The sequence below is a fragment of the Psychrobacter sp. NPDC078501 genome (genome assembly GCF_044900935.1).
Taxonomy (GTDB): domain Bacteria; phylum Pseudomonadota; class Gammaproteobacteria; order Pseudomonadales; family Moraxellaceae; genus Psychrobacter.
The window spans coordinates 56,587-82,303 of record NZ_JBJDOS010000005.1 but is presented as its reverse complement, the minus strand read 5'-3'; the positions used below and the strand labels follow the sequence as shown (position 1 = coordinate 82,303).

At 44.4% G+C, this 25,717-nt stretch carries 14 protein-coding genes; 5 read left to right on the top strand and 9 right to left on the bottom strand.

Annotated elements, in window-relative coordinates:
- Positions 1–62: 62 nt before the first annotated feature.
- The 3 genes from ACI2IW_RS10120 to ACI2IW_RS10110 are packed head-to-tail and all read left to right on the top strand — an operon-like array spanning position 63 to position 11,434.
- Complete coding sequence (locus ACI2IW_RS10120) at positions 63–7,754, top strand: HEAT repeat domain-containing protein (RefSeq protein WP_404693564.1); 7,692 nt, start codon at positions 63–65, stop codon at positions 7,752–7,754.
- Complete coding sequence (locus ACI2IW_RS10115; protein WP_404693563.1) at positions 7,751–9,991, top strand: hypothetical protein; 2,241 nt, start codon at positions 7,751–7,753, stop codon at positions 9,989–9,991. The genes ACI2IW_RS10120 and ACI2IW_RS10115 overlap by 4 nt, the downstream gene beginning before the upstream one ends.
- A 3-nt stretch (positions 9,992–9,994) precedes the next feature.
- Positions 9,995–11,434, top strand: a complete 1,440-nt coding sequence (locus ACI2IW_RS10110; protein WP_404693562.1) for a reverse transcriptase family protein — start codon at positions 9,995–9,997, stop codon at positions 11,432–11,434.
- Between the two features lie 108 nt (positions 11,435–11,542).
- Here ACI2IW_RS10110 and uvrA read toward each other — a convergent pair whose 3' ends face one another.
- The 5 genes from uvrA to yghU all read right to left on the bottom strand — a co-directional run bounded on the left by uvrA (position 11,543) and on the right by yghU (position 20,544).
- A complete protein-coding gene (uvrA, locus tag ACI2IW_RS10105; RefSeq protein WP_404693561.1) occupies positions 11,543–14,110 on the bottom strand; it encodes an excinuclease ABC subunit UvrA in 2,568 nt (855 codons plus the stop codon).
- A gap of 259 nt (positions 14,111–14,369) precedes the next feature.
- The gene (locus ACI2IW_RS10100) at positions 14,370–15,614 is read right to left on the bottom strand and encodes a DUF819 domain-containing protein (protein WP_404693560.1); all 1,245 of its coding nucleotides are present in this window, start codon (positions 15,612–15,614) and stop codon (positions 14,370–14,372) included.
- Between the two features lie 277 nt (positions 15,615–15,891).
- Positions 15,892–17,562 carry a DEAD/DEAH box helicase gene (locus ACI2IW_RS10095; protein WP_179799169.1) on the bottom strand — a complete coding sequence of 557 codons (1,671 nt, stop codon included), beginning with the start codon at positions 17,560–17,562 and terminating at the stop codon, positions 15,892–15,894.
- A gap of 604 nt (positions 17,563–18,166) precedes the next feature.
- Positions 18,167–19,459 (bottom strand): DUF1176 domain-containing protein, encoded by a 1,293-nt coding sequence (locus ACI2IW_RS10090; protein WP_404693559.1) that lies wholly within the window; start codon positions 19,457–19,459, stop codon positions 18,167–18,169.
- Positions 19,460–19,722: 263 nt separating this feature from the next.
- Positions 19,723–20,544 (bottom strand): glutathione-dependent disulfide-bond oxidoreductase, encoded by an 822-nt coding sequence (yghU, locus tag ACI2IW_RS10085; protein WP_101205897.1) that lies wholly within the window; start codon positions 20,542–20,544, stop codon positions 19,723–19,725.
- A 342-nt stretch (positions 20,545–20,886) separates the two neighbouring features.
- On the opposite strand from yghU, the gene ACI2IW_RS10080 reads away from it, so the two are divergent.
- The gene (locus tag ACI2IW_RS10080; protein ID WP_404693558.1) at positions 20,887–22,263 is read left to right on the top strand and encodes a DHA2 family efflux MFS transporter permease subunit; all 1,377 of its coding nucleotides are present in this window, start codon (positions 20,887–20,889) and stop codon (positions 22,261–22,263) included.
- Positions 22,264–22,444: 181 nt separating this feature from the next.
- Here the strand turns inward: ACI2IW_RS10080 and bfr (ACI2IW_RS10075) are convergent, their stop codons facing one another.
- The 3 genes from bfr (ACI2IW_RS10075) to ACI2IW_RS10065 all read right to left on the bottom strand — a co-directional run bounded on the left by bfr (ACI2IW_RS10075) (position 22,445) and on the right by ACI2IW_RS10065 (position 24,037).
- On the bottom strand, positions 22,445–22,924 hold the full coding sequence (gene bfr, locus ACI2IW_RS10075) for a bacterioferritin (RefSeq protein WP_191113616.1): 480 nt from the start codon (positions 22,922–22,924) through the stop codon (positions 22,445–22,447).
- A 68-nt stretch (positions 22,925–22,992) separates the two neighbouring features.
- Entirely contained in the window at positions 22,993–23,481 is a 489-nt protein-coding gene (gene bfr / locus ACI2IW_RS10070; protein ID WP_201607172.1) for a bacterioferritin, read from the bottom strand.
- Between the two features lie 364 nt (positions 23,482–23,845).
- Complete coding sequence (locus ACI2IW_RS10065) at positions 23,846–24,037, bottom strand: bacterioferritin-associated ferredoxin (protein ID WP_165598065.1); 192 nt, start codon at positions 24,035–24,037, stop codon at positions 23,846–23,848.
- A 388-nt stretch (positions 24,038–24,425) separates the two neighbouring features.
- Between ACI2IW_RS10065 and ACI2IW_RS10060 the strand changes: the two genes are divergently transcribed.
- Complete coding sequence (locus ACI2IW_RS10060; RefSeq protein ID WP_057760261.1) at positions 24,426–24,755, top strand: helix-turn-helix transcriptional regulator; 330 nt, start codon at positions 24,426–24,428, stop codon at positions 24,753–24,755.
- A 164-nt stretch (positions 24,756–24,919) separates the two neighbouring features.
- Here ACI2IW_RS10060 and ACI2IW_RS10055 read toward each other — a convergent pair whose 3' ends face one another.
- Positions 24,920–25,642, bottom strand: coding sequence for a sulfate/molybdate ABC transporter ATP-binding protein (locus ACI2IW_RS10055; protein ID WP_082624600.1), 723 nt, complete (start codon positions 25,640–25,642; stop codon positions 24,920–24,922).
- Positions 25,643–25,717 lie beyond the last annotated feature (75 nt).

Genomic DNA, 25,717 nt, shown 5'->3' with positions numbered 1-25,717 from the left:
CAGACAGATATAAATAAAAGATACTTAAAAAAATATGACGTCACCCCAACTGAGATAACACCATGAAAACAATAACACTCCCCTATTGGGGTCAAATTATTGGCTTAGTCAGTAAGGTCAACAGCACCCAAGCGGCAACTCAAAAGACAACCAAGCAAGATGGGCGCAGTCTTTTTATTACTCGCCAGCAGCAAGCATCTACTACGGTCTTATACGTCCTTGATCAACAAGGTGAGCAATTTAGCTTATCGACAACTACGCTGCCTTGTGCGATGCAAGCCATTACCAAAATAGATGACAGCACTATTGTTATGATTGGTGACGACGGTCATCTGTACCAAACGGATTGGCAAGCCAAGAAAGTTAAGAAGACCAGTGCTACATCCTTATTCGATGCACCTAAAAATAACAAAAATGCTATAGGCCGTGCCGTAGCAATGGCACCACTACAAGATGCCTTGGCTATCTTATATCCAAAACACATCGTGGTATGGCTTTATCAGGACAGTCAAGCCAGCAGTACTGTCATCATTGAGCCTTATTCGTCTTCTATAGCAGCATCAAGCAAAGAGTCTGTATTAACAGCGCTAGCAACGTCAAGTGATGGCTCGTGGTTAGTCGTGGCAGATAAAACGGGAGATGTTAGTAGCTATCAATGGGTATCAGATAAAGCTCAGCTCAATCTAAGTAGCCGCAAACAGCTCCACCAAGGTAAAGTAAATGCGCTTTGTTTTGAGCCAGTCGGTCAGTACTTCTTCTCAGCAGGCGCAGATAAGGGCTTATACCGTACTCATGTCCAAGGCGATCTACACCCTGTCGATAGAGCCAAGTCTAGTCAGCACAGCGAAATGATCACGGCGCTTTGTGTCTCAGACACACGGTTATTTACCGCAGCAGATGACAAAAGTGTTAAGTCATGGGCATTTGATAAAGGTCAGCCAAACAGCTGTAAAGAGGATCTAACCAAGGCTCGACAGATCGTCTTATCTTCTTACGCTGAACAACCAACGCTCATCGTCGTCAGTGCCGATCAGAGCCTACGTTTCATACCTATTGACCATACTCAAAGTACGTCACAGAATAGCTCCTCACAAAATAGTAAGCTATTGCCAGTCACTTATATCATCAAAGATGGCTATCAGAGAATCAGCCAGTTACTGACAGATACGTCAAACAATAATGATGTGTCGTTTAAAGAAGGCCTAGCGCTGCTACAGGCGCAAGCAGATAACCAAACGTTAGAACTGGTTAAAAAATTACTTGCTGATAGCGACACCCTCACGGCCAATCAAGCATTGCAATTGGTACAGTGGGTTGCTACTACTAATCTTGATAAAACTGCACAGGTTTTAGAGCAGCAACTAAGCTCAGCGCACAGTGCAAAAGTACGTCTTGCTGCTTTTCATGCCTTGGCCGACCGCGCAAGTACGGCAAAGCGCCCGCTACATTATCTAGAAGAAGCCTTTAAAAATCGTTACTACGAAGAAGTGGTGGCTTCTGCGTTACAAGGTTACCTAAAGGTCGCGATGAAGGATGCCACGAGCCAGCGCCGCATCTTACCTATTTTAAGAGAAGCGTTATCACACAGTTTTGCGAATATTCGTAAGCAAGCATTGGCCTCACTTGAGACACTGTTGCCAGAGAACAGTCCTCAAGCAGATTTGATGGCATTAGACTGCAATCAATCAGACATTGTCCAATCAGGGTTAATTCGTCTGTATCAACGCGATATGCTAAACCACCTTGAAGTCTCGCGTCAGCTGATACTACTACAGAACCATCGTGATACAGAGATTAGGCAAACGGCGTTTTACGTCTCGCTACTGTCTCAGCCTAAGTTGATAGAGGCGTTAAAACAGCAAGGTGACACGCAAATATTACGCACCCTGACTGATTTTGATGACTTTCGCTTACTACGTGGCACGCTACTAGATAACGCTAGTAGCACAGCGGCGAATGATACGGTTAAACAATCCGATGAGGCGATCCGTTTAACCTTATCTACACAAGATTTTATCTCGCAAGCAGATAGTGCCCAAGCATCTAAGAGTAAGGCAAAATCCAAGAAGCCTACTGCTGAATCTATAAAGCTAAGCAATGATACGTTAGAGCCCTTATTACAAAGCTTAAGCAATAGTCACGAAGATATCAGTTTCCGAGCGGCTTATGCGCTGGCTTGCCTACAAGACAAACGAGCGTTTGGCACCCTGATTAGTCTGATGAGCACGGATGACAGCGCCATCATCCGTGCTGGTGTCGCCACCGCGCTTGGTCATTTAAATATAGAAGATGCCAAAGCAGTCCTACCGACATTACTAGACGATATGGACGCTGGCGTGCGCCAAGTGGCCATGCAAGCCTATGGTAAGTTGGCAGACAATGCATTGTCTTGGGCGGCGACAGGTTTTGCTTCTAAACATCAAGACATTCATGAGCAGTCTTTAGCGCTGTTTTTAAAGCATGTTGCACCAAATAGCTCAAATAGTGGTGACAAAAGCACTCAGATGTCGTCAGAGATGACAGACATACTGCTACAGGCATTGAACAACCCTTTTACCAGTATTCGGTTAGAAGTGGTTAAAGTTCTATTAAACCGCCAATTTCAGCAGTCATCTGACAATATTTCTAAAAATGTTTCTGACAGTGCTATCGTTGACATTATTGAGCTATTGCAGCAAAGCCTCTTTGAAGATGTGCATCAAGTGGCGATAGAAGAATGGCAACGACTGTTGCTGTCGATGACATCGAAGCATAAAACAAATAAAGTTGAAGAAACTGATAGTCAAAAGATCAATCAAGCTGTCTTAACCTTGTTTTTTGCAGATACGTTTGCCGCTATTCGCAAACAAGCCTTTGACATCGCACTTAAGCAAAGCAAGCATTTAGGGTTTGCTGACGTCATGCTGAACGCGCTTGCCAGCCCTTATTCTGATACCAAGCAACTGGCCCTTACGACAGTGCAAGCCAGAGCGAATACGACTCAGCTGACACAACTGATGCCAGCTCTCGTGGCTATGTTCGCTGATGACAGTATTGAGCTGCGTAAACAAGCCTTGACGGTTGCTTTGGCGCTAACAGACTTACAGCCTACTATTTTAGCGGATCACAATAGCCTAGATGATAGTAGCACCGATGATCAACCGAATCATCACGAAGCATTGATTGCCGCAGCCCTAAGCAGCCCTTATCCTGACATCCAGCTGACAGTCGCTCAACTACTGGCCAGCCAATCACGCCTATATGCTGACGAAGAACAGGCGCAGCGGAGTGATGAACAAGCGTATCAAGTCTTTAAACACTATCTAGAGCTACCTATGCCCCCTCAAGGCAAGAAAAGTGACAGCTATACTCAGTGGCACAGTCATGTAAGCCAAGCACTGTTTGGTTTGTCTAAACTGGCATACCCATCAAAGCATGATGCGCTAGGTTGGTATGCTAAATATCTACACCACCCTGATGCTGATTTTAAACCTCTTGCACCAAAGATTACGCAAATAGTTTCTTTTGAGGACATTGATCTACTGGTGAAATGGCAAAAATATGAGCGCGCCATTATCAGTCAATCAGCCAGTTTGTGTTTGGCTATTTTGGGTGATGCTCGCGGGCAATACTTCCTTACTCATAACATAAGAGACGAAACAGACAATCTTAGTACGCTTGTCGCACCGATGACGCCTACGCATTGGCTTCAAGCACAGCATGGCTTGACCATCACTCATGCCCGTCAACTACGGCCTTTGTTTGAGTCAGAGTCCTATGCAGTAGCAGCCAGACTGTTATTGATATTTAATGACTTACAAGGTGGCTGGCAAGATAGCCTGCAAGCTCCTGAAAAGACCGCTACTAGCACTGGTCAACCTAACCGACTGATAGAAGCCCTAAGCTTTGCGGATAATGACACGGCAGTAGTCTACGCCAATATACTCGCTCGTTACCCGAATGACGTACAATATCCTAGTAGTCAGCCAGCACTATCGTCAGCGTGGCAGTACCTAAGTGATTACTTGTCACGTCAATTAAGCAGTATTTTATCTTCTCACTCTGAAGTCATCACGATGATGATGGATGCCATGCCAAACACGGCAGATAAAGCTGGTGTTAAAGGACAGTCACATAATACGGTCTCTATCCGAGCAAATATTCTGACAACCGTCAGTACTAAAAACTTACAACAGCTCGCCAACCTTAGTCGCCATCAGCAGCCATTGGTACGTGCCCAAACTATCGATGTTATCTGCAACTTATCTGAATTACTCGCCCATGATTACTATGACGATGAGGACGATGTTTTTGAGACATTACAAAAATGGCAACGCAGTTTGCAGGCATTGCTAAGTGCTCACCCCGCTACAGCCACCGTTAACATGGCAGGCCATGCACAAACAGTCGATAGCTCTCCTACTGATAAGCAAGACAGTTCTGAGGTGCATTATCCATACCAGTCTCTTGCCTTTGGTGCTTGGATTGGCGTCATACGCGCAGGCGATGATTATTATGCTAATAGCAGCACCACAGACCAAGCCATTCGAGGGCTAATGTGGCTTGCTACTCAATCATCGGCGTTTGATACTAATAACAATGAGGACTGGCGAGACAGTACCAGTCGCGTGTTGTTACCACTACTCAACCACAGTAGTTTTGACACTCGTGAGTTGGCTTGGGCATGCTTGTATAAGCTAAACATGCCTGCCAAAAAGCTGGCTGACTATGCCATGAGTACGCCCTACCGTGACATGGTAAAACGCGGCTTGGATCTATTGTTAGATACCGCAAAGAACGATGCTATACAGCAGCCGAGCAAAACAACAGATACTAATATTAACACCGTCAGTAGTAGCGCTGATCAACAACTCATTGATTTGTTAAAAACCAATAATCACACCTTAGCAGAAGAGGCCTATCAGCTGTTAAAGGGCCGACTAGGCCATCTGCCTGCTAGCTTACTTGGGCTACAGACTTATTGTCAGTCGTTACTGCCTCAGATCGTTGCTGAATGGAAACAAGTCATTGTCACGCCTTTTGCAAACAGTCAATCGCCGTCAGTACAGCGTCAAGACAAACTGACGTTTTTGCTGCATGCTGTGAAGAGTGATGATTGGAATGCAAAATATCAAGCACTGAGTCAACTGGTTGAGTTTTATGACGTACTCTTTGCAGACAGCACGCTATTTGATAGCTTATTTGATTTTGCTGAAGATTCTCAGGCCAATAATGAGAAATACCGTAGCTGGCAGTTGCTTGTTGATGCACTCACATCGTACCAATTCATCAATAAGAACACTTTAGAGGGTCGTTTAAAGAGTGGTTTAGAGAGCAGCTTTGATATTGCTACTGCTGAACAAGTTGCTAATGAAGCGCACTTACGATTATTAGTCTTACTTGATGACCCACATATAAACAAACCTAAGCAGTTTATTTATAGTGATATCGCTGACCTACGTAACACGAATCTCGTGGCGCCATTACTACAGCGTTTAGAGAATCTGTTTGAGCACACGCCGCAAAAAAATAAAGAAGAGCGTAAATACTTATTTGACACTTTGGTGAAAATTAGTGGCTACGATCAGCACATTGATGACTACCTAGATGAGCGTGAAGATACGCGTTGGTTACAACGTCAGCACCCTAGAGACTCGCAAGTCTTGCTGTCACTGTTTACTACGCTTATGAATCATAGTGATTATGCACTTGCCGCGCTGCTATTGCCGTCACTTGCATGGGTGCAGTCGGATGACAGTGATTTATCCTCGCGCATTGATAGCGCTTTAGCGCTAGCCTACGAGCAGATGCCAGCTAAATACACTTTTAAATTGGTCGAGACACTGGCATATCGTGCCAAAAAACGACACGGCAGCATTGCTTCATTACAAAATGCCCTGCGTAATAAAGACGCCGATGTGCAATTTGCCGCGGCTGAAGGACTCGCTAAATGCGGTCATGCTGATGGGGTCAATATCTTGATGGCCACGATCGATTATAATCCTGATGTCGAATTCCGCAACTGCAGTGTGTTAGCCATTGGCGAGCTACTAGGCAGCAGTGACCATCAAAACCAAAATCAAAATGCTGACTCGCCTAATGCTAGCTCGCCTGCGGACAACGCTGATAAAAACTTACAGGTTCATACCTTATACAAAGCCTATGACAAGTTAATCAAACTGGCCGAGGACGACGAGCACTACTTACAAGACGTGGCCAGTGAAGCCTTAGGTCGCCTTGCACAAGGTGGTGACTTTGAGCATAGTTCGCATATTTTTGAGCTATTAAAATTGCACTTGTCAGACCCCGCAGTCTATTTCACCAATCCCGCCATTGTCCATTGGTTAAATGGACTGCGCTGGCTCAACACAACGCCTGCTTGGGAACAAATCCGCAGCTATATCCGCACTCATATCGATAAAGCCATATTTTTCCGTCCACAAAGGCATGCGGTATGGCTACTGCAGATGAATGATAGCGATGCCAATAAAGCATTAATTTTAGATATCTTAAAGCAAAACAATCTAGATCGTGCTGTGCTCATGGTGGCTTATACTGCGGCACAGAAAACCTGGGGCAGTCTCGCGTCGCAGATTTATCCTTATGACTGGGCAGCCATCCAAAGCCATAATGATGACTTTGTAGAAGAGACGGAGCGTTTGAGCCTCAAGCGTATTATTGATAATAGCAGCATCAATGAGCTGGCAGCATTTATCACCCAGCATGGCGCACACTTACCAGCCAACATCTTGATGGCACTGCAAAATGCCATTATGGCCAAGCAAGATATGCCAACATCACAGCTTACCGCGTTGATTACCAGTAACAACACACTGACACAGCATATTGGACTGTGCTATCTGACTCAGTATCCAGCCAGCTATCTAGACAAAGAAATGGTTGCGACATTGCAGCAGCATTTTGACACTGCAAGCGAGCAATGGCATACGCTTATCGACACTATCAACCGCAGTCCAACGACCATCAATAATAGTCAATGGATTGATATGGTTGGGCAAGTGGGTGGCACCATCAGACAACTGGTTTGGCTAATCATGCGTCATGTTTCTATCACAACTGCTAAAGGTGCTGTCGATAAAGTAGCAGCTAAGCGGATCTCAGCAATGCTTGAGTGGCTCAGTGATGCTCGTCAACCATTGACCATCACCTCTATTCCACTGCTCTTTACGACTGTTAGCGATTGGTGGCAGCAAGCGCTGTTAGGACTACTGGCCAGACCAGTCGCTGACGATAAGGTGTTATCAAATATAGTGCCAACATTGAGCAGCGTATCAACTACGGTTCAATCGCCGCTCACTTATGACAACCAAACCTTACTATCAACGCTACTAACTCGTATTGAACAAAGCGGTATATCTACCCAAAAATCCATAATAACGGTAGTAAAGAATGCGCTGAAACATAAGGGCTCGTCTACCGAGATACCAATCAATCAACAGCTGCTACAGTGGATCAAAGCAAAAGACGCTGACACACTTTATCATTGTGCAAATAATGACAACATGGAGATGACAGTTCGCATCCGTGCCATCGAAGCGCTTGGACAGCTACATGATCCAAATATTGAACAGTGGCTGACGACGCTCATGACACATGAAAACTCAGACATTCAGAAGCTTGCTTATAAAGTACTACGCCGCTGGCAGCGTGCCATGATACGAGCACAGCGAAAACGTCCGTCGTCATCCATCGCAGCACAAAATAGTCAGGACAGCAGTCAAAAAAGCAATCAGGGTGAAGGAGACAGTCAATGACTATAGATAATCAATTAGACCAAGCATTAGAAACAGAATCAGAAGTAGTAGCAAACACTGATGGCCTGATGATGCAGTTGGACTACACCGCACCCAGCCAAATCAGTCAAGTTAGCGAATCGTCAGACTCATTGTTGGAGGCGCAAACGACCGAACACACTCAGCATGTGGCACTATTTGCTCAGCTGAATCGATCGGAGGTTAACTTCCACGGTAAGGTCAAGTCTCCCCTTGTCTTTCGTGACAGTTTGCTAGCCCTATTTGATGTGGTCAGTAGTGACTACCGTTATGTGCCAAAAGACCGCTCAGCGTACACGGTATTTATGCAGATGCGCCGTGCCAGCAGCAATAAGAACCTATTTACTGCGCAGCGTGATTATTTCACGTGGTTGTTCGACAATGACCCACTGGCTTTTTGTATTTTGGACCCGATTATTCAGGTGCATGAGCAAGGTGTCAGCTTTGAGGTGTTTAGCCGTGATGAAGGCTGCTATGCCCAACTGACATTGACCAATGAGATTTTTGAGCAAAGTGCCGAAGCTACCCTTGGCACCACTAGTATTGATTATAGTACAGCCTTGTTTAACGGTATTGAGAAAATACGCGATCATCAACAAACGATATTAGACATTGGTCATGAAGCGGTCGGCTTACAATTACTCGAAACCATGCCAGAAACCGCTGAAGCAGATACTGATAGTACGATAACTACGCCCACCGTAAAAAGACAGATCATAGAAAAACGTATCAATGTGCCCAAAAGCTGGATCAGAGCGCTGCTACAAGTACAGTCTGCAGGTCAATTGCCACAAGACACCATCCATCTCGATCCAATCGCATTGTATAACGTGCTGTTTGAGCTGCGTATGCATGCTGATATTAAGGGCAAACGTCGAGGCCTGCTGATTGAACTCAGACCACAGCAATTACCGATTATTGTACTTGAGCCATTTGATATCACTGTCACAAGCCAAGTTAGCCAACAGCAAAAACCCTATCAAGGCCAACAGGCCAAACTGATTCGCTTATGGGGTCGTCGTCGTCTCAGCCTATTAAAACGACTGTTGCCGCATGCTGATAGTGTTTCCGTCTCTTTATTGGGTCAAGGCATGCCAAGCTATTGGACCGTGACGGGCAAAGGATTTCACTTCACCTTTGCCATGACAGGCTTTAGCCAAGCCAACTGGTCACAGTCATTAAACTTTGACTTATTATTGCCCAAGCGCCCATTGCATAATACATTAGCTGCTAGGGAAGGGTTATCAGGCAGTGGTAAAGCAACCTTAAACGCTCGCAATGATGATAATAGCGATGACAATAACGGCCTGTCTGTATTGATGACCACGCTGGCAAATACCCCCAGCAATCTAGAAGACTTGGTAAAGTCGCTATCAGCAGATACGTCATTAGATCCTGCATCAGTGTCTAATCAGCAAGTGCAGCAATGGCTACTGTCAGGTACTCAGCAGGGCTTGATTCGCTATGATGTGGCGACGCAGCTGTATCATTACAGACCATTGACCCAAGCACCGCTTGAGATGGCGCAGTTTGCTTATCACAATGAGGCAGAAAAACAGGCCTTTGATTTATTAAGTCGTGCCGATGGTGTACAGAATTTTTCGGTTGAGACTGTTGCTATCAAAGGCATTACCATCCGTGCAGATATCCATGTCGAAGAAGACAGACGTACTTACCACAGTCAGCTGCAATTGGGCGACGAAGGACTGGTGACCAAAGCAGAATGTAGCTGCCCGCAGTATCTACAACATCGTCTCACTCATGGTGTGTGCGCGCATCTTATCGCGCTGCGTCTTAGGTACAATCAATACGACCCGAATAACACCAGTAATGACAGCTGGCATGACACTCGTGTCTTGAGTAAACGCGTTAATAAGACGGTGAGTAATCAAGAAAGCGTACCAACAAAAGCAGCCAACAACTCGTTGAAGGCATTACCTTCTGAAATGACGCTTGATTTGACAGCCTTAACTCAACCAGCGACCCACTCACATGAGACTGCAAACAACAAACCACAGACTTTAGCAGCGCAAGAAACCTCTATTGCGTATGTCTACATCACCATTGCCCATAAAAAAATTACCATTGAACAAACTACAGGTAATAAGGACGCACGCCAGCAACTGGTGTTTAATCAACCAGCTCAAGCCAAAGCCGCTTTTTTACAACATATTGCCAGATTTGAAGCCAAAGGCTTTATCGAAAACCAAGGGATGTAATGTATGATCACACACACAGCCAACCATAACGATTACATCAGTCCTGAGCCAGCACCCACTCCTTTTGAGCGTCAGTGGCAACAATTATGGCAAGAGATTGAGCTGGCAGGCGGCCGTTACCAATACGTTCAGCAGCAGCTGGTCAGCCAAGGCTTTATGGTCGATCGTCAGCCTGTCGATAACATGAGCCCAAAAGAACGGGATTGCTATAAAAAATCCTTAAAAAAGGAAGCAGCTGAAGAAAAAAGTCTCAAAAAAGCTGCTTGGCAAGCATACAAAGCGCATCACATGGTTTATCTTGGCCGCCATGTATATTGGACGGACGATACCAGTACCGATAAATGGGATATCAAAGACGCGGCCAATCGGCTGATTGAAAACAAACTGCCACTGCTGCGTAAACATAATGAGCTAGCAGAAGCGGTGAACCTTAGCATCCCGCAGTTAAAAGGATTGTGCTATCAAAGAGAGGTCGCCACCAATCTGTCTTATTCGCATTTTACTATTGCCAAACGCAATGGCACAGCGCGTCAAATATGGTCGCCGATACCACGTTTGAAGTTTGTACAACGCTGGATTTTGCACAATATTTTGAATAACTTAACGACGCATGGTGCCGCCCATGGCTTTGTACGCGGCAAATCTATCGTGACCAACGCAGCCATACATAGCAATAGTGAGCTGCTTATTAAGCTTGATGTCAAAGATTTCTTTCCTAGCGTGAGCTGGCGCCGTGTCAAAGGAGTATTCCGTCATGCTGGCTACCCAGAGCAAATTGCCACATTATTGGCATTATTGTGTACGGAGTCGCCCCGACAAGTGGTGCAGCAAGATGGCGTTACCTACTATGTGGCATTAGGCGATAGAGCCTTGCCACAAGGCGCGCCTACCAGTCCTGCATTAACGAACATCGTTTGCTTAAATCTGGATCGACGCTTGACAGGATTGGCAGAAAAGTTAGGCCTACGTTATAGCCGTTACGCCGATGACTTGACGTTTAGTGTTCCTGCTATTGAAGACACCAAACCCAAATCGAAGTCTAAAACAACGATTAAAGCCACGACCAGCACCGCAAAGAAACAAGCTGATACGCAGCATAATAAGCTAATCGGGCAACTGCTCGGCTCAGTCCATAAGATATTACGCGAAGAAGGTTTTGCGTTAAATAACGATAAGACACGTGTGATTCGTAAAGGCAATCAGCATAACGTTACTGGCATGGTGGTCAATGGACAAGGTGTACCAAGGGTATCTCGTCAGATTAAGCGCATGTTACGAGCAGCCGTTCATAACTTAGAGACAGGCGGTACATTACGCGCTGATGAGACTTTAAATACGTTGTCAGGATATGCTGCTTGGATAGCCTCGGCAGAGCCAGAGCTGGGACACAGTTACCTCACTAGGATTGAGCGTTTGCAAGTGCAGCAAGAGACATCTGCATAGATATTTATATTTATAAAAAATTAGTATTAGAAAAACTCTATTTCTAATACTAATTTTTACATCAGTAACATGTACTGATGTAAAGACACTGATATAAATATATTGCCATTACACCAATAAAAACGGTGCAGTACGACTGTCTTTTGATTGGGCAACGTCATATGGCGTGCCTTGAGCGACGATTACCCCGCCCGCATCCCCTGCCCCTGGCCCAATATCAATGATCCAGTCACTATTGCTAGCCACTTGCATATCATGTTCAACCATGATGACGGTATTGCCCGCATCGACGAGACCATTTAACTGCGTCATAAGCATAGACACATCGGCAGGGTGTAAGCCGGTGGTTGGCTCATCCAATATGTATAGCGTGTCGCCTCGCTGCGTGCGTTGCAGCTCGGTGGCAAGTTTAATACGCTGTGCTTCGCCGCCCGATAATTCGGTAGCAGGCTGACCCAGACGTAAGTAACCAAGTCCAACTTGTAGCAACGCCTCTAATGCACGAAAAATAGGTGCTTCATCAACAAAAAACTCATGTGCCGCTTCAACTGTTAAATTCAATACTTCAGCGATGTTTTTGTCTCGATAAGTGATTGCTAGCGTTTCCTCGTCATAGCGTTGACCATGACAAACCTGACAAGGTGCATAGACGCTTGGCAGAAATAACAGCTCAACACTGACAAACCCTAAACCTTCGCAATTTGGGCAGCGACCTTTGGTCGTATTAAACGAGAACCTGCCTGCATCATAGCCATGAGATTTTGCTTGCTTAGTCGCCGCAAAAATCTTACGTACATCGTCAAACAAGCCAGTATAGGTTGCCAAATTAGAGCGCGGTGTACGTCCAATCGCTTTTTGATTGATATTAATAAGCCGACGGACGTGCTCCATGCCAGCGACGATTTCACCACCAATTATTGATTCAAGCTCTTGCTCTAACAAATCCGCTTCACCAATAGGCGCTTCTGTAACTGTCTTTTGTCCCAATGCTTCATTGATAAGCTCTACCAACGCTTGACTGACAAGGCTTGATTTGCCTGAGCCCGAGACCCCTGTGACGCTGGTCATGACCCCAAGCGGAAACTCAACGTCTAATCCTGTTATGTTATTTCGCTCAATGTTGGCAAGCTTGAGCCAGGCTGCTGGCTGCCTTGTGCTAGATTTTGACTGTGCGTTAGACGTAGCATTGGCAAATAGATATTGACCAGTATGCGACTGTTCAATCTCACGAAGGCCTTCTATAGGCCCACTATAGACAATCTCGCCACCATGCGTGCCCGCCTTTGGCCCGACATCTACTACCCAATCAGCATGTCTAATAACACTAACGTCATGCTCAACGACAAACACCGAGTTACCAGCCGCGATTAGCTCATCCAACGCCCCTAGCAATGCTTGAGTATCAGCGGGATGCAAACCAGCTGATGGCTCATCAAGGACATATACCACGCCAAACAACTGCGAGCGAATTTGAGTGGCTAATCGTAATCGCTGTAGCTCGCCAGGAGAGAGTGTCGGTGTGGTACGTTCAAGCGAGAGATAGCCCAAACCTAACCTTGTCAGCGCTTCAACACGAGAGAGAATGTCACTAGCAATACGCTGGGCAACGATGGCTTTTTCGCGGTTTGGTATGTTATCCGCTACCTTGGTACGAGCGGTTGTTTCTAATTTTTCCGCCATTTCAGTTAGTGTTAGCTGTGATAGCTCTCCAATATCGAGTCCTGCAAACTTAACCGATAGCGATTCTTTCTTTAGTTTTTTTCCGTGACATTCTGGGCACTCAGATATCTGCATAAACTGCGAGACACGTTTTTTGGTACGCGGGCTCTGAGTGGTGGCAAAAGAGTGCAAAATGAAGTTTTTGGCACTGGTAAAAGTACCCATATAGTTTGGCTTTTCGCCCTTCTCGATCGCATCACGCGTTTGCTCAATGTTGTATTCAGGATAGACAGGTACTGTTGGCGTATCATCCGTAAACAAAATCCAGTCACGCGTCTTTTTCGGCAGTGTGTACCATGGTTTATCAATATCATAGCCCAATGTAGTCAATATACGGCTAAGATTTTGACCTTGCCACGCTGGTGGCCAAGCCGCAATTGCCCGCTCACGGATGGTCTTGGTATTGTCTGGCACCAGCAGCTCTTCAGTGACTTCAAATACGCGGCCAATACCTGAGCAAGTCGGACAAGCGCCATCTGGGGTGTTGGGGGAAAATGCATCGGCATATAGTATTCCTTGATCTGCTGGATACTCTCCTGCGCGTGAGTAGAGCATACGCAGGCCATTGGATATCGTCGTTACGCTACCTACGGACGAGCGCACTGAAGGCGTACCCCGTTTTTGCTGTAAGGCGACTGCTGGTGGCAACCCTTCTATGGTATCGACATCTGGCTCATCGACCTGATCGATCAGTCGTCTAGCATAAGGCGATACAGAATCAAGATAACGGCGTTGTGACTCGGCAAATAGTGTACCAAATGCCAATGATGATTTCCCTGAGCCTGATATACCGGTAAAGACTACCAAAGCATTGCGAGGCAAATCAACATCGACGTTTTTTAAATTGTGTACGCGCGCGCCTCTGACCTGAATATTGTCTTGATCAGGGTTATAAAGGGCATTTCTCACTGTGCTTGTTTTACTTGTTTTTTCTTCTAGTTTTTTTGAATTCGCCATAGCGTTATTGTTCCTATCAAGTCGTTGTTTATTCCTAACGTGCTTAGTTTTTTTTATTTAATTAATTGTCTTTATCCAATTAGCAGAAAGGTTAACACGTACTCATACATAGCCATGGCTAGGCTTACGTATCAATAGCATAGATAGACAAAACGATAACTCAAGTCACCCAATCATTAATAATAAAAAACCCGCATCAACGCGGGTTTTGTTTAGCAAGAAATGCTATTAAGTTGCTAAGAGACTGGCAACTTAGGTATTAAGACACAACCAAACGCATCAATTGGGTACTAATATAACCACCAAATGTCCCTACTGCGTAACCTAAAATACCCAAGAAGACTCCAACAGGCGCCAGTAATGGATGAAATGCCGTAGCGACAATCGGTGCTGAGGATGCACCGCCCGTATTGGCATTAGAGCCAACTGCCAAAAAGAAAAATGGCGCACGAATGATTCTAGCGACGGCAAATATGATAACGACATGGATGCTCATCCATAGTAAGCCGATTAACAGTAAACGCCACTGTGAGACGATACCCGCCAGATTGATTTGCATACCGATTGCGGCAATTAATACAAAGATAAATACTGTGCCGATTTTTGATGCGCCAACATGATCTAACCTACGCATCTTAGTAAACGAAAATATAACCCCTATTACCGTAATAATCACTACCATCCAAAAGAACGAGCTGGCAAAGCTATATTGAACGGCCCAACTATAAGGGGCAAAGAAATCTGCAATCTGACCACCGACAAAGTGTGCCACTCCAACCATGGCAAAGCATAAGCCAAACATCACCATCAAGTCATTGATGGTTGCTGGGCGGGCATGATCACGCTCATAGCTCTCGACTGCTTTGACTACTTTATCAATACTACTGGTATCAGCGCGCAAAAAACGGTCTATCTTGTCGCTATGTTTAGCCATTACTAAGATAGCTAGCAGCCACAGTGAGGCATTGGTGGTATCGACCAAAATCATCATACCAAACAAATCATCACTGACTCCAAATAGCTCTTTCATCGCTGCTTGGTTAGCTGCGCCGCCAATCCAGCTGCCCGCTACGGCCGAGAACCCACGCCATAACGTATCATCGGTAAACATGGCAGGCGATACCCATTTAGCGACTCCCAAACTGATTGGACCACTGATGACGATAGCGATACTGGCAGCAAAAAACATCGCGATCGCTTTCCAGCCTAAGCCCAATATTTTGGGCACATCCATGGATAAGGTCATCAATAGCAAACTTGCTGGCAGCAAATAAGTCGCAGTAAAGCCATAAATCTGCGAACCAACGCCATCGGCAAACACGCCTAAGCTATTTAAGGTGGCTGGTATAAAGCAGCAAAGTACAATACCAGGCAATACGGCATAAAACCGACGCCAAAACTTACCCGGCAAGCCTTGGGTATAAAAAACCAGACCAATAATGGCCATAATGATGCCAAAGGCTAATGGCAAATTATCAATTGCTAAGTTTGAGGTGGCAGGCATCAAGGCGCTCCAAGAGTTACAACGGGCAAAAGTAAATCAGTATAGACAAGGCAAAAAACTCCTGCAAGCAGCCATCGACTATTAGCTAGGATTTGCCGAGTAGTATTTGACAGGATGAATAGCAAGGGAACGGCTAGGCAAGTAAGGGTATAAGCTAATCATGGCGTAATACAAAACAAGTAAACACAAAAAAGCCAGATAACAAGTATCTGGCTTTTTCAATGCTATCTTTAGACGATTAATGAATCAATGATTTTAATCGTCAAATATAGCTGTATTACGAATTATTACCACGGTTGCCGCCGTTTGGACGACCTTGGCCACGGCTGTCAGAACGACCAGCTGGACGACCTTGGCTGCCGCTTGGACGACCGCGACCAGTTGCAGCACGCTCACCACGTGGAACGCCATTGCTATCACCGCGGCTTGGACCACCAGTGCGCTTGCCTTGATACGGCTTGCCACCTGAACGCTCATTTGGTTTGCCTGACGTGTCACGTGGCTTACCTTGATAACCGCTGTCGTTGCTAGCGCGTTGACCAGTTGGAGCACTGTCGCTTGAACGACCACGACCTTGACCACCACCGCTAGATTTACCAGCATAGCCACCGCCTGAACGACCACGGCCTTGACCGCCACCGCCGTTAGAACGACCACGACCACGGCCACGACCATTACCTTTGTTTTCGCTAGGTACGTAAGTTTTCTTAGGCTCCATACCTTCGATAACACATACTTCCATTTTGCGATCTAAATAGCGGTTGATAGCGTTAAGCTGTGGACGATCATCCATGCTACATAGGCTGATAGCAACACCAGTACGACCAGCACGACCACAACGACCGATACGATGGACGTAATCTTCAGTCTGACGCGGCAAGTCATAGTTGATAACGTGCGAGATGGCTGGGATATCTAGACCACGAGCAGCAACGTCAGTCGCTACTAGGATTTTTACTTTACCATTACGCAAGTCTTGAACGATACGGTTACGCTTGCTCTGTGGCAAATCACCATGTAGGAAGCTTGCTTTATGGCCCGCTTCTTGTAGCTGCTTAGCCAGTTTTTCAGTGCTACGTTTGGTAGCAGCAAAGATAATGATCTGTTCCATATCTTGCTGGCAAACGATTTTGTCAAGTAAACGGTTTTTGTGATCAAAATCATCACAGTAATACACTTTTTCTTCGATGTGTGCAGATTCTACTTTGATTGATACGCGCTCAGGGTTCTTAGTGAAGCTGGCAGCGATTTTACCTACTGGGCCATCCCAAGTTGCTGAACACATGATCGTTTGACGATCGATTGGTGCTGCACGAAGGATATCACTGATGTCATCAGCAAAACCCATGTCTAGCATACGGTCAGCTTCGTCAAGTACCAATACTTCTAGGTTTGACAAATCAACGCGACCTGCATTGATATGGTCAAGTAGACGACCAGGAGTTGCAACGATTACTTGAACGCCCTTTTTCAAAGCAGTGATCTGACCGTTGTATGGTGCGCCGCCAACTAGTGGTACACAAAATAGACCGCGCATGTCTTTAGAATAAGTGCGAACGCTGTCATGTACTTGCTGAGCAAGTTCACGCGTTGGCGTTAGGATAAGTGCTTTGGTTAGTTTGTCAAAGCTAGTGGCACGGCTCAAACGGTCAAGTACAGGGATAACGAAAGCCGCTGTTTTACCACTACCCGTTTGCGCTGACAATAAAAGGTCACGACCGGCTAGAGCAAAAGGAATAGCTTGTTCTTGAATAGGGGTTGGATTGGTATAGCCACTGCGATCAAGCGCAGTAAGAATTGGCTTAGCAATACCAAGATCAGTAAAGGTAATTTTGTTTTCTTCAGTGGCGTCAGTAGCAGCCGCTTGAGTATTATTATCAGTATTTGGAGTGTCAGTGCTTTCGATGATGCCGTTTTCAGCGGCGATTGCAGATAAGATGTCAGTCATAAGAATCCTTGGTAAGTATAAGTTGCTGTAAATTCAGCAAACTTGATGCATACCACTGATAACCGTTCACCACGCTGCTCTTATTAGCATTACCGAGCAACATAAAATTGTCGATAATTAGAAACCAAGCCAATAGAGCTTAGCGTCTTTATAATAAATGCGTTCGTGCTGTCTGACGTATTTTGGTGGTAGTGCCGAGTGTCTTATCCTTGCTTGATATACGCTCATTATCAATGCTTTGTCCAAAGCAGATAAAGGCAAACAGCAACCAATCTAGACCCTAGTTATAGGCCAGTAGATAAGATATGAGTCAAAAATAACGGATATTTTTAAAGGTTATTTAAGTACACAAAATCATCGGCAACAATTACTTATGGTCATCCTAGACCCAAAATCGCAGGCGATGTTATCAATCTCATAATTCACGAAAGCCTAAGCTAACGTGGCGACGCAGTATAGCACAATAAAAAATTATATGTACCTATTTCTTCAATTACTGAGTAAATAAGCACTAACAGTGTTGATAATAAACAAGTTTAGGTGATTTATTTAATACCTAAAGCAAAATTGAATAGCTAAAGCAAATGAGTTACTCGTTATTTATCTATCGTACTACTTTGACTTCTGTGACATAGGTAGGTAGCTGCCATGCCCCACCCGCCTCGATTAAGCGGCACAGTCCAGTAGTGCTTTCATGACTTTTTTCAAATGCACGGCCCGTCCATAGCCAATCAGTTTTGCTCATGCAATCACCGATGCCGCGCCCTTTTTGTACAGAGGTAAGCTTGCCTTTATCGTAGCCAGTAGCATTGGTCGTTACCAACGTTGGCTTATAAGGTTTACTATCATTGATCACCCAAACCCCTGCTCCAGCGTTATAAGCGCCCGTCCAGCACTCATGCTGTGCCAACAGTTGCGAGCCATTTAGACGACTAATACGCCAAGGTGATTTGTCTGAAAGATTGGGACAAACGCTGTCTGCATCTTTCATTGTGCCTTTTACCAACGCTGCCAACTGAGAGGACCTCATCACAAACTTTTTGTCATTACCATCGTCTGCTTTGGCACTTGGCACGACAAACCGTAGTACTGGTGCAGCTTTGGGAGGCAATATACCGCCACTAGATTTAACAGCATCGTCATTTTTGATAAAAGCACTGGATGTACCAACGCGACCTTGGAACTCATCGGCTTTTAGCATAGCAGCACTGGCACCTTTGTCAGAGAGCTGCCAACGTGAATTGCGCAAGGCTAACGTAATCTTGCTAGATTTGGTCAACGCCTCTAACAATGCAGTTACCTGTGCTTGAGTCAACTCAGCGTTACCTGCAGCGGCTGAATACGGCTTCGTCTCGCCATAATCCTTGTCATTAATAAACAACGAGATGCGATGACGGTTACCGAGCTGCATTAAGGCTTTAGACGAACTGTCCTTTGCCCCGCCAAGCTTTACTTTACCATCCACGCCAGCATTCGCACCTGCACGGCGTACGAGCAATATAGAAACCGGAAACTCACTGTTATTCTCTGCTTGATAGCCTGCTAGCCGGCACGTACGCGTATTATCACAAGCGACTTGCCAGTCTTGACTGGTAAACTCAGTCGATGTATTGGCCATACTGGTGGTACTGAGTAAAGCTGTGCTAAGCGCTGCAAGTACAGGCAGTAATATTTTATTTTTTATCATATAGGTGGGTTGTTCTTTTATTTTTTTAGGTATGTTTTCCGAATAATGCTCTACAGTGAGGTTTTTGGGATTTTTATTAGACTGGGCACTGTCTTTATAGCTATTATAATCATACTTATGATCGTCATAGGTAATGCTTGACCTACTAACACCAGTTAAATCAGCACCTTTTGATAGCGACATATCTTTTATATAATTATTGTCTTTCATAATCATCACCTTTCAGTAGAAGAAGTATAAACACCTGTCTATTGTAATGGTGCTCGGCTATCTTAACGCACTAGTGTTTCTATCTGTTGTACTAATGTATCATTGTGTAAAGACAAAGGGAAGACCTAGCATCATTATATTCATTTATATGAATATAAATAAAAAGGCTGATAAGCTATTTGCTTATCAGCCTTGCTGCTGTGTTTAAGATTTACTTATGTTTAAACTGTAGTGCTAGATCTAAACTGTATTGAGTGCTTGGTTTAGTCGATTGGTTTTAGCTCTAGCGCTACTGCACGTTTAACTGCAGGACGTTCAGCGATTTTCTTAGCCCAACGCTGCAAGTGTTTGTAGTCTTCTACTTGTAAAAACTCTGCTGCGTCATAGAGCTTACCTAGTGCCAACTGGCCATACCAAGACCAGACAATCATATCCGCAATATTGTAATCAGATTCATCATTGCCGCATAGGTACTCATGATCTTTTAAATGCGTGTCTAATACATCGAGCTGACGCTTGGTTTCCATCGTATAGCGATTGATTGGATACTCTAAAGGTTCAGGCGCATACGCATAAAAGTGCCCAAAGCCGCCACCTAAGAAAGGCGCGCTACCCATTTGCCACATAATCCAAGACAGACAATCTGCTCGCGCTTTGCCAGTAGCCAGTGGCAGGAACTTATCAAACTTTTCTGCTAGATACATTAAGATAGCGCCCGACTCAAACAGTGCTATCGGCTCGCCTGCTGTATCAGTAGAATGATCGACCAAAGCTGGAATCTTTGAATTAGGGTTTATCTCTACGAACCCTGAGCCAAACTGCTCACCTTTAGAAATATCAATTTTGTAGGCATCATATGCTGCTCCGTCAATACCAAGTTCTGCCAGCTCTTCTAATAGTATGTTTACCTTGACACCATTTGGTGTGTTTAATGAGTACAGCTGTAACGGAGCATCGCCAACAGGCAGCTCTTTATCATAGCGAGCTCCAGACGTTGGACTATTAATACTAGCAAATTTGCCGCCATTATCTTTATCTTGCGTCCAAACTTTTGGTGGTACGTATTTATTATTATCTTGACTCATAATTTATCCTCGGTTTGTATTTATGACTGCCGCGAAGGTTTACTATAACGAGAACTCGTAACGATATTAAAGTCCTCTCTTGTAATCAATGTTGTGTTTCTACTGCCAAAGTAAATAGAGACGAGCTATTAGCACGCATCGAATTTTTTGTCTTATTTCACCTCTTTGCCTTTTTATTAGCTACCTTTCGCATCGTTGCTCTTATATAAGTTATCTTATATCAGTTACTTTGAGTCACTTTTATTATGAGCTAGGCTTTCTTATACTACTCAGCTTGCATAGTGATCTGCTCGCAAATCCGCTATTTTCTTACTTCATAACGAGACGTTCAATGGGACTCACATGGTAACGCTCACCCCAACTCAAGAGAAATACCTGCCTTACGTACTAGCGGTAGCGCTATTTATGCAAATTTTAGACGCTACTATTTTGAATACCTCGTTGCCACAAATGGCGCAAGCACTGGGTGAGTCGCCACTAAAGATGCAGTGGGCTGTCATCAGCTATGCATTAACCTTGGCGATTTTTATCCCTATCAGTGGTTTTTTAGCGGATAAATATGGCACACGCCGCGTATTTCTATCCGCGGTCATCATTTTTTGTATTGGCTCATTACTGTGCGCGGCGTCGCAAACGCTAGATTTTTTGGTTGCTTCACGTGTGGTACAGGGTATCGGCGGTGCCATGATGACGCCTGTCGCTCGCTTGATATTGGTTAAGTCTTATCCGCGCAATAAGCTGCTCACTGTGATGAATTTTGCTGTAATACCTGCTTTGGTTGCACCGCTGGTCGGTCCAGTATTAGGCGGCTATATCGTGCAATATGCTAGCTGGCATTGGATATTTTTGATCAATATACCGATGGGTGTGGCAGGTTTTATTATGGGCAAAAAACTGGTCCCAGCGCTCTATGAAGATACTAAGCGTCTTGATTGGACAGGGTTTGTATTGTTTGCCGCCGCTGCTTGCGGGTTCACACTGGCTGTCGAGTTTGGTTCACAGACAGGTCGCGGGATTTATGGATTGTTGCTTGGGTTAGGCGCAAGTCTATTGATCGGTGCGTATATCTGGCATGCCAAACGGCGAGCAGCTCCCCTGTTTCCACTCAGCTTGTTTGACATTCGCACTTTTCGAATCGGTATTACAGGCAATTTATTTACGCGGCTTGGTATCAGTGCAGTACCATTTTTGCTTCCTTTACTACTACAGGTGGTATTTGAGTACTCACCTTCGCAGGCAGGTTGGTTGCTTGCCCCGATTGCAGTGGGTGCTATAGGCATCAAACCTTGGGTTAGCAAGATTATTCAACGGTTTAGCTATCGCAAAGTACTGGTCTACAATACCTTGTTTATGGGTTCGCTTATCATTGTACTAGCGCAGTTTAATGATGCATCGCAGTGGCTATGGTTTATACCTATCTTGACCATCATGGGTGCCTGCAACTCTATGCAGTTCAGTGCGATGAATACGATTACGATTGGCGATTTACAAGGCACACAGACCAGTAGCGGCAATAGCTTAATGGCAGTCAATCAGCAGCTAGCGATTAGCTTTGGTATTGCGTTCGGTGCTGCTGTATTGAATCTATTACGTGAGCGTCTACAGATGGATACGTTAGTAGCGTTCCAAACCACTTACTGGATATTGGGAATTTTGACCATTCTCTCGGGGCTGTATTTTTTACGTTTAAAACCTGAGGATGGCCGCGGTTTATACTAGGGCGTGTCTTCAATCGAGATAAGCTTTCTATTAAGTGAGATTTTACGTACGACACATCTCTATTCTGTATAGCCGAACTGTTAGAAATGTCTTATCTATAGACAGAAAAAAGCCAGTATGCGATTGGATTATCAATCTCATACTGGCTTTTTATTACGACTTACCTCAATAATAAGTACTATTATGCGTCATCATCACTCATTTGCGATTGGATGTAGCGCTCTACACCAATACTCTCGATTAAGTCCTGCTGCGTCTCTAACCAGTCTTCATACTCTTCATTGCCATCTTTTAGCGTGACTAATAGCTGGCGAGAGACGTAGTCAGACTTTGTCTCACACAAGGTGATGGCATCAGTAATAATATCGAACTTTTGTCTCTCAAGACGTAGGTTGCACTCAATGATTTCTGGTACATCTTCGCCGACCAATACCTTGCCCAGTTCCTGCAAGTTTGGCAAGCCGCCTAACAGCAAAATACGAGCGATTAGGTCGTCTGACCATTTCATCTCAGCAATAGACTGCTTATACAATGAGTCATTAAGCGCCTCTAGACCCCAATGACGTGCAATACGTGCATGCAAAAAATACTGGTTGATGGCAATCAATGACTGCCCAAGTACTTTGTTTAACGCGCGAATAACTTCTTTATCCCCTGTCATTACCTTTCTCCCTTAATCTCTATTATTTATGCTAAATACTGTGAATGCTATTCATACGTAGGATGATATCAGACAATATTAGGAGTGACTTCAGCCACTTGGCTTTGTAGGTAATTCGGTAGACCAATCATGTCGATGAGACGGAGCTGCTGCTCAAGCCAATGCGCATGATCTTCTTCGGTGTCTTTCAACTGCTCAACCAGCATCTCACGCGTGACATAGTCATGCTCTGCTTCGCAAAGTGCGATACCTTCTTTTAGATGCTTTTGTACTTGATACTCTAAATCTAGGTCAAACTGCAACATCTCAGGGACAGTCGCACCAATATGGATAGCGTCGACAGACATCTTTGGCGTGCCACTCAACATCAAGATACGGCGAATGATGTTCTGTGCGTGTAGCGTTTCGTCTTCCATTTCATGATGGATACGATCGTACAACTTGCCATAGTGCCACTCAGCATACATCTCTGAATGGATAAAATATTGGTCACGGGCAGCAAGCTCACCACCTAGTAAGAAATTCAAATAATCAATGACTTTCTGGCTACCTATCATAACGCGTACTCCCCTATTTATTTTTACCGATCACCATACATCCACAATTTATTATATAAGGATAGCATAATTGGCGAACTGATCAGTAAAAATCAAAATCAATAAAATGGCTTCTAATCTCAGATAAATATAGTAGCATACAGGCGCAGTATAGGGTGTAACGTTATGAACTAAGAATAAGATGCTAATTGAGAATCATAATTAGCTACAACTAGTATTGATATGTGTTATATAACATGCTGGCGTTTGAGTGAGGTTATATGGACGCTTGCACCCTACCCCTTATGTATAATAAATAAAGTTAGATGCAAAATAATGAATATATTTTATCGTATTATATTATAAGTTATATGGTTGATAATATTTAAACGGCGTACGCTAAATCATCAAGTTTTGCATGATGTTCGTCTAGGTAGTCATTGACCATCGGCTCACAGCAGCCACAGCACGTTGCTACATCGAGCGTATCTTTTAGACCATCGAGCGTATCAACACCTGCAGCAATAGCTGCTTTGATTTGCTTTTCTTTTACGTTGTTGCAGATACATACGTACATGGATTGGCTCCTCGGAATACCACTATTCGATAATGACGGCATACGACACTTATATAAAAACCTTTGTGATAAGTGTCATTGATAAACGGATAATTTACTGTCTTCTAGCAATTAAAAATTAGTCGTTGAAATCACGTTTAACGCTTGCAGTATAATAACGATAATTATTATCATTTTCAATCACATTCGATATATTTATTTGTTGAGACAGTATCCTTGTATTACAGGTAGTTCATTTATGTAAGTGGATATAAATGTGCGTGTAACCGAATATTGTCAAAGGTAGTGAATTGACGATGAACTGTAAATTTGCTTATTTTTTAATCGATTTTGTAGATAACTGCTGTTATATTGAACCCCTATTAACGAAGCCCATTGGAATTCTCCTATGTCTGATAATAACTTTACGATACGACCTATCGATTTATTCAAAGTCCTATCTGATCCGACACGTCTAAAAATATTTCAAATTCTTTTCAAAAAAGAAGCACGTTGCGTGGGTGATTTGGTAGATATGCTTGACCAGCCACAGCCAACGATATCACGCCACCTAAACCATTTGAAAAAACTGGGTATTTTGAGCTGTGTACGTGACGGTACTTGGATGTGGTATGAGGTCGCTGATGATTTACCAGATTGGTGTCAAGATATCTTAGACATCACCTACGAGCAAATCACTCCTAGAGGCACTAGTAGAGATGTATCGGATCTTGCTTAGATACTATTGTCCGCTTAGATTTTTGGTTCTTTGACTGTGCTTTATAAAAAGCGCTTAAGACAATAGATCTGCGGCAATGCGCCAAACAAAAAAGACCTACTTTCGTAGGTCTTTTTTTTGCTCAAATATTGATAATTCGACCTAAATTGCGCTAGGTCAAATAATTATACAAGATCTAAGAAATCGCTGATAAAGGCGTTGGCTGGCTGGTGTATCAGCTCCTCTGACGTGCCCACCTGCTCTACTCGGCCTTGATTCATCACGACGATCTCATCTGATACTGCACGCGCTTCTTCTTGATCATGCGTTACCATGATACTGGTGATACCAAGCTCATGGTGGATGTTTTTTAGCCATGTGCGCAGCTCTTTACGGACTTTGGCATCTAGTGCACCAAACGGCTCATCTAGCAGCAACAGCTTCGGTTTGACAGCAAGTGCCCTGGCTAGCGCTATGCGCTGACGCTGACCACCTGATAGCTGATGTGGATAAGCATTGGCAACTTGTGGTAGCTGTACGAGGTCTAAGAGCTCTGCCACGCGCTTATTGATATCAGCTTTGCTCGGACGCTCGTTTTTTGGCAACAAGGTCAATCCAAACGCCACATTATCCGCGATGTTCTTATGGCGAAATAGCGCATAATGCTGAAACATAAAGCCAATATGGCGCTTTTGGACTGGGGTATTGGTCACATCTAGCTCATCAAACAATACCTGTCCAGAGTCGGCATATTCCAGACCCGCGATAATACGTAGCAAAGTAGTCTTACCGCAGCCTGATGGACCTAGTAACGTCGTCAGCTTGCCAGTCGGCACGGTGATATTGATATTGTCTAAAGCGGTAAAATTGCCGAATTTTTTATTAACGTTGCGAATCTCAATGCTCATAATCGTATCTCTTATTATATCTTTTGTCGTATCGTGGCAAGTAGCTGAGTAGCGGCTGCATCCGTAGTATTAACA